Annotated in this window: 9 protein-coding genes and 1 pseudogene; 1 reads left to right on the top strand and 9 read right to left on the bottom strand. The window is 61.3% G+C overall.

Going from position 1 to position 12,524, the window contains the following annotated elements:
- Positions 1-276: 276 nt before the first annotated feature.
- The 9 genes from ASG39_RS07100 to ASG39_RS07060 form a co-directional block, all read right to left on the bottom strand.
- On the bottom strand, positions 277-1,902 hold the full coding sequence (locus ASG39_RS07100) for a GMC family oxidoreductase (protein ID WP_062594352.1): 1,626 nt from the start codon (positions 1,900-1,902) through the stop codon (positions 277-279).
- Positions 1,899-3,434, bottom strand: coding sequence for an FGGY-family carbohydrate kinase (locus tag ASG39_RS07095; protein WP_062594351.1), 1,536 nt, complete (start codon positions 3,432-3,434; stop codon positions 1,899-1,901). The genes ASG39_RS07100 and ASG39_RS07095 overlap by 4 nt, the downstream gene beginning before the upstream one ends.
- A 32-nt stretch (positions 3,435-3,466) precedes the next feature.
- Positions 3,467-4,309 carry a class I fructose-bisphosphate aldolase gene (locus ASG39_RS07090; RefSeq protein ID WP_062594383.1) on the bottom strand — a complete coding sequence of 281 codons (843 nt, stop codon included), beginning with the start codon at positions 4,307-4,309 and terminating at the stop codon, positions 3,467-3,469.
- Positions 4,282-6,030, bottom strand: coding sequence for a glycerol-3-phosphate dehydrogenase/oxidase (locus ASG39_RS07085; protein ID WP_062594350.1), 1,749 nt, complete (start codon positions 6,028-6,030; stop codon positions 4,282-4,284). The genes ASG39_RS07090 and ASG39_RS07085 overlap by 28 nt, the downstream gene beginning before the upstream one ends.
- A gap of 11 nt (positions 6,031-6,041) precedes the next feature.
- A complete protein-coding gene (locus ASG39_RS07080; RefSeq protein ID WP_062594349.1) occupies positions 6,042-7,037 on the bottom strand; it encodes an aldo/keto reductase in 996 nt (331 codons plus the stop codon).
- Positions 7,034-8,038, bottom strand: a complete 1,005-nt coding sequence (locus ASG39_RS07075; RefSeq protein WP_062594348.1) for a sugar-binding transcriptional regulator — start codon at positions 8,036-8,038, stop codon at positions 7,034-7,036. The genes ASG39_RS07080 and ASG39_RS07075 overlap by 4 nt, the downstream gene beginning before the upstream one ends.
- Before the next feature lies 1 nt (position 8,039).
- A complete protein-coding gene (locus ASG39_RS07070) occupies positions 8,040-9,032 on the bottom strand; it encodes an ABC transporter permease (RefSeq protein ID WP_156468053.1) in 993 nt (330 codons plus the stop codon).
- A gap of 28 nt (positions 9,033-9,060) precedes the next feature.
- Positions 9,061-10,599: a sugar ABC transporter ATP-binding protein gene (locus tag ASG39_RS07065; RefSeq protein WP_062594346.1), complete on the bottom strand. Its 1,539-nt coding sequence runs from the start codon at positions 10,597-10,599 to the stop codon at positions 9,061-9,063.
- Positions 10,600-10,667: 68 nt separating this feature from the next.
- Positions 10,668-11,696 (bottom strand): substrate-binding domain-containing protein, encoded by a 1,029-nt coding sequence (locus ASG39_RS07060; protein ID WP_062594345.1) that lies wholly within the window; start codon positions 11,694-11,696, stop codon positions 10,668-10,670.
- Between the two features lie 591 nt (positions 11,697-12,287).
- Between ASG39_RS07060 and ASG39_RS23090 the strand changes: the two are divergent.
- Positions 12,288-12,524, top strand: a pseudogene (locus ASG39_RS23090) (sugar ABC transporter substrate-binding protein); the annotation flags it as partial.

Genomic DNA, 12,524 nt, shown 5'->3' with positions numbered 1-12,524 from the left:
CCACTGACGCAGTTCAAGGCACGTCATTACGACGTAAAACGTTGTATATGGCCATATTTCTAATAATATTTGGCTTAATGTATTCCTTTATTTAATTAAAAGGTTTTTATTGTTTAATATTATATAAAGTGATTATTTATAAAAAGATGAAGAGATAAAGAAAAAAAACGAATTATATCATATTTTTATTGCGCACATTAGCAATTTGTAAGCAATTTCCGCCGATTTTATTAGTGGATAATAAGGTCTGTCGACAAAAAATTCCGCATGAGCATATCAATAACTTGCCAAAATGAAATCTGCCGCCTTTTCCGCGATCATGATGACAGGCGAATTGGTGTTGCCCGAGACGATCGACGGCATGATCGATGCATCCACGACCCTCAGGCTCTGAAGTCCGCGGACCCGTAGCTCCGCATCGACGACGGCCCTAGTGTCGCTCCCCATCTTGCAGGTTCCGACAGGGTGAAAGATCGTCGTCGCGATGTCGCCGATACGTTCGAGAAGGTCGGAATCGCTTTCGCACGCCGAACCTGGCTGAATTTCCACCGGATTGTATTTCCGGATGGCCTCTGCCCCCATCAGCCGGCGCACATGACGGATCGAATTGACCGCGACGATCCGGTCTCCGTGTGTCGAGAGATATGTCGGCCGGATTTCAGGTGCTGCGGAGGCATCCTTTCCCATCACATGCACCGTGCCACGGCTTTCCGGCCGCAAGTTGCAGACGGAAACGGTAACGGCGGGGTAGCGATGCAGCGGCTCGCCGAGACGGTCAGTGCTGAGCGGTTGGACGTGATATTCGAGGTCGGCCGTCGCGACCGACGGATCGCTCTTTGCGAAGATGCCGAGCTGGCTCGGGGCCATCGACAGGGGCCCGGACCGTCGCAAGGCATATTCGATGCCCATGCCGGCGCGCGTGAAAAGGTTGTGATAGAGCTGGTTCAGGGTTTTTGTGCCCTCTATGCGAAAGACGGTGCGGATCTGCAAGTGATCCTGCAGGTTTTCGCCGACCCCTGGCAGCTCATGCACGGCCTCTATACCGGCGGCGGACAGAACTTCGGGGCGACCGATGCCCGAGAGTTCGAGGATTTTTGGCGAATTGATCGCCCCGGCCGACAGGATCACCTCGCGGCGGGCTTGGGCGACGTGCATCTGGCCTTGCATGCGGAAACGGACCCCCGCCGCACGCTGTCCGTCAAGCTCTAGGCGATCCGTCTCCGCGCCGGTCAGCACGCGCAGGTTCGGCCGCTTCATCGCGGGGCGCAGGAAGGCCTTCGTCGTGTTCCAGCGCAGTCCGCCGCGCTGGTTGACCTCGAAATAGCCGGAGCCTTCGTTATCGCCCGTGTTGAAATCGTCGGTCTTGGGGATGCCGAGCTCTTCGGCTGCATCCCGGAACGAGTCGAGGATCGGCCATGACAGCCGCTGCTTTTCCACACGCCACTCGCCTCCGCTGCCATGGGCTTCGGACTTGCCGCGATAATTGTCTTCCGACTTCAGGAAATATGGCAGTACATCGTCCCACCCCCAGCCGGCATTGCCGGCCTGGCGCCAGGTGTCGTAGTCGGATGCCTGGCCGCGCATGTAGATCATGCCGTTGATCGAGGAGCAGCCGCCAAGTACTTTTCCGCGCGGATAGGCAAGCGAGCGGCCATTCAGCCCCGCCTCCGTCGCCGTTCGCATCATCCAGTCAGTGCGCGGATTGCCCATGCAGTAGAGATATCCGATTGGCACATGCACCCAGTGATACCGGTCGCTGCCGCCGGCTTCGAGAAGCAGAACCCGCGTCAGCCCGTCCGCCGTCAGACGATTGGCAAGGACGCAGCCGGCCGACCCCGCGCCGACGATGATGAAATCATAGGTGCCCGCATCGATTGCTGGATCTGTGACATGCCGGTTCACGCCGCTACTCCCGCGACCGTGGCTTGGGCCGCTGTGGCACCGAGACGCCGCCAGAGGGGTGCCATGGCCTCCGACATATCCTGATACAGCGCGTAACGGCGTGCATAATGCCCTGCCAGCGCGGCATCGGGCGTATAATGACGGTCAGACTGAACCATTGCCATGGCACCTTGCCCGAAGTCCGGGAAAAGCCCGACGCCGGTGCCGGCCGCAATTGCCGCGCCAAGCGCGCCGGTTTCCCGCGATCGGGCGACGGATACGGGAATGCCGAGGACGTCCGCGAAGATCTGGGGCCAGAGCAGACTGCGCGACCCGCCGCCGGACAAGACCGCCTCGTTGAATGTCGCGCCGGCATCACGCAGCGTGTCGATATGCTGGCGATGACCGAAGGCCACGCCTTCAAGGAGCGCGCGGACGAGATGTCCCTTCGTATGCCAACCGGCCATCCCGTAAAAGCCGGCGCGGGCGTGGCCATCCTGCTGCGCGCCGTAGAGATAGGGATGATAGAGCGGATCGTCCGGAGCGACATCGATTAGACCGGCCAGCGCGCAGCAGGCGTCGAAAGGCGAGACGTCGGCTTCGTGGTCGCCTTCGAAGAATTCGCGCACGAGCCATTCGAGGTTGGCGGCCGAGGTGGCGCTGTTGTCCATCGCGAGATAGCGCGTGCGATCAAAGGTCGAGGCCATGAAGACCGGCTTGTCGAGATCGGGCCGATCAACGATCACCTGATTGACGCTCCAGGTTCCTGCGATGATCGAGGCGCTACCGGTGCGCGTGACGCCCGAACCGAGCGCCGAGGCGACGACATCGAACAGGCCGCCGACGACAGGCGTTCCCGCAGCAAGGCCGGTCTCGCGCGCCACGTCCGCGCTCACATGACCGGCGATGTCGGCGCTTTCGATCAGCGTCGGCAGGAGGTCCATGCAGTCACCGAGCCCATAGGCGTCCATCAGCGCGGCGTCGTAGCGGCGGGTCGCCAGATCGAGCAGCCCGGCGCCGGACATGTCCGAGACCTCACTCACACGGCTGCCTGTCAGGCGGTTGACGATGAAGTCCTTGGAGAAAAACACCGTGCCGATGCGGGCGAACATGTCCGGCCTGTAGCGCTTTAGCCAAGCCAGCAGGGTCGGCGTCTGCGAGGGCCAGGGATGCTGGCGGGCGATGGGCTGGACGCGCGCTCCGATCCCCTGCGCGCGCCACTCATCCACGAGGCCGGTTGCCCGTGTGTCCAGCGACTGGATGCCGAGAAGCGGCGCGCCGTCGCGGTCGAGCGCATAGAGGCCGTTGCCATGGCCGGCACAGCCGATTGCAGCGATATTCTCCGGCCGGATCTTCGCCTTTGCCAGGCAGGCGCGAATCACCTGCCGGGCGTTCGCCCAAAGCTCTTCCAGTCCGCGCTCGACCTGGCCCGGAAACGGCATCCGGCTATGCCCCTCCTCGGCTGCGGTGGCGATCTCCCTGCCATTCAGGTCGAAGATGACGGCCTTGATGACGGTGTTGCCGGCATCGAGCCCCAAAAGATATGTGTCCATTTGATCCCCTCCCGCGCGTCCAAGCCCCACCATCAGCCTTGCTGATAGCGCGCAAACGCCGCCTCTCCGCTCGCGTCCTCATGAATAATGGCCATCAAAGCGCGCACGACGCTACCCGGATTGGCATGCTGATAGATATTGCGTCCGTAGACCATTCCCTGTGCACCCTGCCGCATCAGCGCAGAAGACTTGTCGAGAACGGTCTGCAGGTCTTCTTTGCCGCCGCCTCGTACGAGAACCGGGCAGCGTGCCGCTTCCACAACCCTATGAAAATCCTCGGCATCGTCGGTCGGATCGGCCTTAACGATATCAGCGCCCATTTCGCGGGCGAGCCGCGTCAGCGTCACGATCTTCTGCGTGTCGCCGTCGACCATGTAGCCGCCCCTCTCGGTCACGGGCTGCATCGCCAGCGGCTCGATCATCAGCGGCATGCCGTATTTCTCACAGTCGGCGCGCACGCGGGCGATATTCCGGACGCATTGGCGAAAGAGATCCGGCTCGTCCGGCAGCATGAACAGGTTGACCACCACGCAGGCGGCGTCCATCTCGATCGCGCCGATTAGGGGCTCGGCCTCGTTTTGAAGCACCGCCCACATATCCCGGTGGCGGATGCGGTTGTACGGATTGCCCATGTCGATGCGCATGACGAGCGCCGGCTTGTCCTTGCCGGACACGGTCTGGAGAAGATCTGCCTGCCCGTAGTTCATCTGGATCGCATCCGGTCGAGCGGCCACCAGCGCCTCCACGACGACCTCCATATCCTCCAGTCCGTCGAGGAAGGAGGGCTCGTTGCAGACGCCGTGATCGATCGCCACGTCGAGGCAACGGCCGCCGCCGAAAAGCCGGTTCATCCGAACTTTATGGTTGTTTTGCATTCTGTGTTCCTTTGTTCGTTCCGTGCGGAAAGCATGTGTTCGTCAACGCCATGACGGTCGGCGAGGAGGGTGAGAAAGCGGCGGCGCTCGTCCATGCGCCCGGCGGCGCTCCACCGCTTTTCCCGCGCCATGAGGTCGAGGACCGCATCGACCATGGCGAGCGATACGTCCCCGGTGATCGCCAGCGTCGTGCGCCGCAAAAGCAAATCGTCGAGATGCTCGACGCTCTCGGTCCGGATCAGGAAGAGCAGTTCCCGTTCGGAATAATCGGGATGGGGCATCGCCGCGTCCGGGCTGCTCGCGATGAACCCGGCGACACGTCCGGCATCCGTGCCGTAGCGCTCGAACAGCGCCCGCGCCCGGTCGCGCGCGATCCCCGACGTCCGCGCAAGCGTCGAGATCCAGGCGTTCCGGTCGGCGGGAAAGCTGCGTCCCCCGCCGATCGCGCGATCTTCCGTGCCCGTGCGGCGCGTGGCTCCGAGCCGCTCCAGCGTCATATCGGCGGCAAGCGCACCGAAGGATCGGAATGTCGTCCATTTGCCGCCGATCATGCAGAGCACCGCCGGCCCCGCGTCGACGGCCTCCAGCATCGTGCAGTGGTGGTTGCGCGGAATCCGGCCCGTAAAGCTGTCGTTGCTCGCCGGCAAAGGCCGCACGCCCGAGAACTGGAAGACGATCTCGTGCGGCTGGATACGGATTTCCGGCAGGACGAAGGCGAGCGACTGCAGGATATACTCCCGTTCATCGGCCTCGCAGCGGATATTCTCGGGGCTGTCGACCCGCAGGTCCGTCGAGCCGACGAGAACCCGGCCGAGATAGGGAAACAGAATGCAGATCCGCCCTTCCTCGTTTTCATAGAAGATCATGTGGCCGGCCAGCGCCGCGTAGAGTGCCGCATTGTCGATGATCAGGTGCGATCCCTTGGTGCCGCCCATCATGGGCGCCGGCGCTTTGGCGGGCGAAAAAAGCGTCGTATTGGCGATGTCGATCCAGCCGCCCGTGGCGTTGACGATCAGCGCCGGTTCGATAGGCGCAACGCCGCCTCTGATCGTGTCCACGATCTCGAAGTCGCCCTGCGCCGTTCGACGAAGCTGCGCGTAATTCAGACCGGCTGCCTTCGCGTTGGCCGACAGGCCATCCTGAAGCAGCTCGATCCCCAGACGCTCGGGGTGGCTGACCCAGGCGTCGAAATAGATCGCGGAACTCCTGATGGCCGGGTTGAGCGCAGGCCAGGTCCGCAGCGCTCTGCGTCGGCCGAAAAACCGGTGACGCGGCATCAGCGCGCGGCTGCGGGTGAGGACGTCGTAGATGCCGAGCCCGGCCTTGATGACGATGGCGCCGCGCCGGCTCGGGCGCCGGGTAAGCCCCAGAAACCGCGCGATCCCGTTGCTAAGTCCGGAAAACACGTCGAAGATCGGCACCGCCGTCGGTAGCGGCGCGACATAGTGCGGGGCGTTGCGCAACAGCCGATCACGCTCAGCGAGCGACTCCTGCACCAGCTTGAATTCGCCGTTCTCCAGATACCGCAAGCCGCCATGCACCATGCGCGACAGTGCCGAACTAGCGCCGGAGCAGTAGTCGGCCTTTTCGACGAGGACCACGCGCAAACCCTGTAAGGCCAGCTCGCGGAACACGCTGAGGCCGTTGATGCCGCCGCCAATGACACACACGTCCACCTTCGGGCTTTGGCGGAGCCCGTCCAATATCTCTTCGCGTTTCATGTTGGCTTCCGCTACCTGTCCATGTCGGTCAGTTCGGTGGAAATGGAGGCATCGATCGCCGCCACGTCATCCGTCTCCAGCCTCAGCCTGCCCGCCTGTGCATTGTCGAGCGCCTGCGCCGGATTGCGCGCGCCGCAGAGCGCGAAGGTCACGCCGAGCTGCGAAAGCGTCCAGGCAATGACGGTCTGGGCGATGCTTGCGCCATGCTTCTCGGCAATCGGCTGGATGGCCTTGGTAAAAGCCATCGCCTTCTCCCTGTTGGCAGGGGAAAAGCGCGGATTGTCACGGCGCTGGTCATCGCCTGAGAATACGCGATCCGGCCCGACAGTACCCGACAGCAGGCCAAGCGCCAGCGACGAATAGCTGAGCGTCGCGATGCCGTTCGCCGTCGTAAGCGGCAGCAGATCGGTCTCGATCTCGCGGTCCATCATACTGAACCGCTCCTGGATCGCATCCAGACCGCCGATGGCGATATAAGCGTCAAGCTCGGCCGCGCTCACATTGCTGGCACCGATCGCCCGGATTTTTCCGGCACTCTTTAGGTCCTCGAGCGCGCGCATCGTCTCCTCGATCGGCGTCGTCGGGTCCTGCCAATGGGTGATGTAGAGGTCGATGTAATCCGTGTTCAGCCGCTTCAAGCTCTCTTCGACCTCGTGCAGGATCGCGTCGCGTCCGAGATAGCGGTGCACCGGCGTGGCGTCCTGATCGAAGAAATGCCGGCCTTTCTGCGTATGCCAGACAAGCCCGCATTTCGTGGCGATCACCGCCTTGTCGCGCCGCCCGGCCAAGGCCTTACCGACGATCTCCTCCGAGCGCCCGAGCCCGTAGGCCGGCGCGGTGTCGATCAGGGTCACGCCGGCATCGAGCGATGCCTGGATCGCGGCAATGGATTCGTTTTCGTCCGTCCCGCCCCACATCCAGCCGCCGATGGCCCAGGTGCCGAGCCCCACCGCCGAGGCGGAAACGCCGGACTTGCCGATCTCACGTGTCAACTGCTGCTCGCTCATGCCCATTTTCCTTCGCCATTCGCCAGTGCAAGTACCCGCGCACCCGTCGCTTCGTCGGTCACCAGCGTATCCAGATGATTGCCTCGGAGAACACTGAGGATCGGCCCCGCCTTGTTCGGCCCGCTTGCCACACCAATCTTGGTGCGGATCGAGGCGAATTCGGGAAGGGTCAGCGAAACCAGCGACCGGTTGAGGCTGTAGTCGCAGACCTGACCCTGGTTATCGAGCAGATGCGCCAGCAGTTCGCAGGATGCGCCCGAGCGCTCGATGGCCGCGCGGTCGGTGCTCGAAGACGGGTGCAGGTCGTAATAGCTAGAGTCATCCGACAGGATCGAACCGATGCCAACCACCGCGATTTGTGCCTCGCGCGCCCGTTTGAACACGTCGGCGACGGAGCGCATGTTGATCAGCATGTCGCGCTCGGCCGCACTATCGGCAAACAGCGGCGCATGGATCTGATAAGAGCGGCCGCCGAGCCGGTCGGCCATCAATGTCGAAACATGGTTCACGTCTGTATAGTGCTTGCCCTGGACGCAGCCTGTCGCCGGGATCACTTCGATATCGAAGCGGCGCGGCGCATGCATGCCGGCAACTACGGCGCTGACGCCCTTGCCCCCAGTGACGCAGATCGTATCGCCGTCGATGATCTCTTCAAGCAACAGCCTGGCCGCTGCTTCGCCGACCGCCTGAAGCGCTGTCTGGGGATTGTCGGACACGGTCGGAACCACGACAGTGCGGCTAATGCCGCCGAGCGCCAGAAGCTGTTCTTCCATATCGACCAGCGGCTCGACCGGTGACTTGATCTTGATTTCGACCAAGCCCAGCTGGCGGCCGCGCTTGATCAGCCGGTTGACGGTGGCGTGCGAGATGCCGAGCTGATCGGCGATCTGCGCCTGGGTCAGGCCTTCGAGGAAATGCAGGACGAGGGCCTGGTGCATCTGCCGGGCGATGACGATTTCCTCGCGCGGCGCATTGGCGGGCTTGAGCTTGGCAATGGGCATGTCAGGCAGCCTTCCGCTGGTGCAGGAAATGATCGATCGATACGGCGGCGAGCAGAATGCAGCCTTTGATCATGTCTTGCCAATAGACCGAGACATCGAGAAGGATCAGCGAACTGGTGACGACCGAAAGCAGGGCAATACCGAGGATTGCACCCAGGATCGTGCCGGACCCGCCATTCAGCGAGGCCCCGCCGATCACCGCAGCCGCAATGATGTTGAGTTCCATGCCGACACCGAAGGTCGGGGTCGCGGCACCGAAACGGGACATATAGATGACGCCGGCCACACCCGACAGCGTGGCGCAGAGCACCGTCACCCAGAACTTCACCTGATTGGTCCTGATGCCGGAATAGAGCGCCGCCTTCTCGTTGCTGCCGGTGTAGAACACCTTGCGGAAAGCCGTTGCCCGGCGCAGCAGGAAATCGAACAGCACGACGATGGCCACGAAAATCAGGATCACATAGGGAACACCGGAGAGGGTACCCTGCCCGACCGCCTTGAACGAAGGCGGCAAGGTGAACAGCGACAGCGGGGTGCCCTTGGTGATGATCAGGCAGATTCCGCGCACGATCACCATCGCCGCCAGTGACGTGATGAAATGGTTCAGGCCCACCACCGTCACGAAGAAGCCCATGACGCAGCCGATCAGGCCGCTGGCAACGATGCCGATCAACGATGCGCTCCAGGGGTCGAGCCCCATCAGGAACAGCGAACCCGACAGCACCATCGAAAAGCAGACGACCGAGCCGACCGACAGGTCGATGCCGCCGACGATCAACAGGATGGTCATGCCGACGACGACGATGCCTTCGACCGAGAACGACATCAGCATGGCCCGGAAGTTGCCGAGCGTCAGGAAATGCGGCGAGGCAACGCTCATGGCGATGCAGAGCGCCAGGATGATTGCGACCAGTCCCGCCTCGCGCATGGTCCCCAGCCGTTTCCAGCCGGGCGCGCATGCCTGATGTGCCGTTGTTAACGTAGCATCCGCCATGATCTTGTCTCCTGCCTCTGCTTGTTCTTTACGCAGCATGCTCTGATGCCTTTGACGCGTTGTGCCCGACGACACCCGATGCAAGGCGCATGATCGCTTCTTCCGTCATCGTCTCTCCCTCGACCGCGCCGGCAATCGTCCCCTCGCGGATCACCACCACCCGGTCGCAAAGGCCGAGCAATTCCGGCAGTTCGGACGAGATGAGAACGATGCCGATGCCCGAGCGCGCGAGATCGCGCAACAGCCGGTGGATTTCCGATTTGGCGCCGACATCGATGCCGCGCGTCGGCTCGTCCATAAGGATGACCTTGGGATTGACCGCCAGCTGTTTGGCAATCGCCACCTTCTGCTGGTTGCCGCCTGAGAGCGAGGAGACCGGCATATCGATGCCGCCCATCCGTACCCCGAGCCGGCGGGTAAGATCCCGGGCGCGATCGGCCTCCGCCTCGGCATTCAACAGGCCAAGCGGCCCGGTCAGCGATTTAAGGTCGAGAACCGCGATGTTCCGGGCGATGGACAAGTCCAGAAAAATGCCGGACCCCTTGCGGTCCTCCGACAGGTAGACGACACCCGCCTTGACGGCCTGCGCATAGGATCTTGTCCACAAGACCTGTCCATTCAGCTGCACCTCGCCGTGCGTCACCGGTCGTAATCCGCAGATGCCTTCGGCAATTTCCGTGCGGCCAGAGCCGATCAGCCCGCCGATACCGAGGATTTCGCCCCGGCGCAATTCAAAGCTGACATCCTGGAAACGGCTGCCGTCGCCAAGACCGCGCACGCTCAGAATGGTCTCGTCCGTCCGTTCGCTCAGCGCCTGCTTGTCCGGATAGAGCTGGGTGATCTCCCGCCCGACCATGCGGCGCACGATATCATCCGGTGTCAGATAGGCGACAGTCTCGGTCGAGACATGGCGCCCGTCGCGAAACACGGTTACCCGGTCGCAGAGGCTGAAAATCTCGGCCATGCGATGGCTGATATAGATGATCGAAATGCCCTGCGCCTTCAGATCACGGATGATCCCGAACAGGACCTGGGTTTCCGATTCCGTCAGCGCCGCTGTCGGCTCGTCAAAGATCAGCACGCGGCAATCGAGCGTCAACGCCTTGGCGATCTCGACCAGCTGCTGACTGGAAATGGGCAGTTCGGCGACCTTGCGGCGCACGTCGATCGGCGCCAGCCGGTTCATCACGGCCTGCGCGTCCCGCTCCAGCCTGCCATAGTTCATGAAAGGCGATCGGCGGCGGTTGGTGGCGGCCATGAACATGTTCTCGGCCACGGTCGCATCGGGGCAGAGCGCGATTTCCTGATGTACGAGCCCAAGCCCAAGCGATTGCGCCACGGCCGGTGACGTCACCTTGACCGGCGCACCATCGATGAGCACGTCGCCTTCGGTTGGTTGCAAAACGCCGGCAATGATATTCATCAGCGTCGACTTGCCCGCGCCGTTTTCGCCGCAAAGCGCATGAACCTCCCCCTTTTCCAGGCTGAAGCTCACGTCCGTCAAAGCCCTGACCGCACCGAAGTGCTTGCTGACATTGCGGATTTCCAAAACCGGGACCGGCACCATGATCGTCTCCTCCTCCAAGCTCGCGGTGGTGGTCCGGGGCATCCTGTCCCGGACCACCGGCAAAGGACTTACTCCTCGATGCCCTTCGTGCCCCGCCGCTTCAGGTACTTGTCCCAGTAGAAATCGTCGGCATTATCAGCCGTAACGATCGACAGGCCGTTGTCGACGAACGGAATACTCATCGGATTGAAGCCGACGCGCTTCGCGTCGTTCATCGGGTCGATGAGTTCCGGATGCTTGGCAAGCCACAGCAGCATGAAACCCATGTAACCCTGCATGCCCTGGTTCGGGTTGATCGAGCCGAACACCTCGCCCGCCTTGATCATATCCAGAATATTGGCGTTAACGTCGGCGCACATGACGAGGATTTTGCCGCCGTTTTCCTTGTTGGCCTGCGATGCGCCAATGGCCGAGTTGGCTTCCGGCATGAACACGGCGCCGAGGTTCGGATTGGCCTGGAGGAGGCTCGAAAGCGCCTGATAGGCCTTGGTCGGATCTTGATTGGAAGCCGCACGGCCGACCAGTTTCATGTCCGGGTAGTTTTCCGTCATGCGGGCGATGAAGGCGGCGATGCGCTTGTCGTGGTTGTCCTGACCCGGGTTTTCCAGAACCGCATATTCGCCCTTGCCATCCATTTTCTTGGCAATCGCGTCAGCGGCATAGGCGCCTTCCCGAGTATTGTCCGAGGTAATGAACGAGATACGCTTGGAGAGCGGCGCATCGGCCGCGAAAGTGACGACGGCCGTGCCCTGATCGATTGCCCGGTTGATCGGCTCGATGAACGGATCGGAGTTCATCGGGTGGACGAGGATACCGGCCGGGTTCTGGGCCAGTGCCTGGTCGAAGGTGGCGATCTGCTTGTTGACGTCATATTCCGGCGTGCCGGTATAAGCTGTTTCGCAGCCGAGTTGCTGGCCGGCCTGCTTGAACATCTCATAGACCGGGAACCAGTATTCGACGCCTGAAACCATGACGTTCATGACATATTTTTCACCGGGCTTGCAGCGGAAGGGATTTTCCGTTTCAGCAGCGGTAACGCCAGCGAAAAGTGTGGACGCAAGGACCGCCAAAGCGGTCGTTCCTAGAAATTTGCGCAAGATTCCTCTCCCGAGGCCGAAGCCTCTTCCAAATACCCGGCAGCGCCTCATCAGCGGCCGATGATCCCATGAAGACCGGAGTTCCTCCTCGAAGTCCGGTAGAGGGAGATAAGCGCAAAAGGCATTTCGCGTCAATATAAATCATACAATGAAATATATTTCACATGCTCTGCCTGTTGAGCTGTGCTGGGTTTCAAGCGCGGGCAATTATTCAATCAGGATGGTCTTGGGCTCATTGATGCTACTGCCTCAAAACTGCCTGACCAGATTCACGCCCCGCGACAATGACCGCAAGCGGCTCATCGCAAGCATTTGGTCTTTCTTATGCCGCCCGCCAATTGTAGTTCGGCGACCAGAAAGGTCAGTTTAGCAGCGCTCAGGCTCGTCAACGATGCGATCGCTCGTGTCATGGGCAGCCGTATCAATAAACAGCAACTTGTCGACAGATCCAGCGACGTAGAACATAAGCCCATTCGGTTAGGCTGACTCCGTTGCAAACTAACTAGCTAATTTTCAGATATGTTATTTACATTTGTAATATTATATGATATTAAGGCTGTATCGCTGGGGAGCAATTTTCGGGAGGAATTTATGAAGTTTTTGAAGTCACTTAGCTGTGCAACGGTTCTGGCTGGCTGCGTTTTCTCGAGCGTATCCGCTGCCGACATGACGGTCGGCTTTTCGCAGATCGGCTCCGAGTCCGGCTGGCGCGCGGCAGAAACCACGGTGACGAAGCAGGAAGCCGAAAAGCGCGGCATCGACCTGAAGTTCGCCGATGCCCAGCAGAAGCAGGAAAACCAGATCAAGGCACTGCGCTCGTTCATCGCG

The organism is Rhizobium sp. Leaf371, from assembly GCF_001424045.1.
GTDB lineage: Bacteria > Pseudomonadota > Alphaproteobacteria > Rhizobiales > Rhizobiaceae > Ferranicluibacter.
This window is presented reverse-complemented; position numbering and strand designations above follow the sequence as displayed.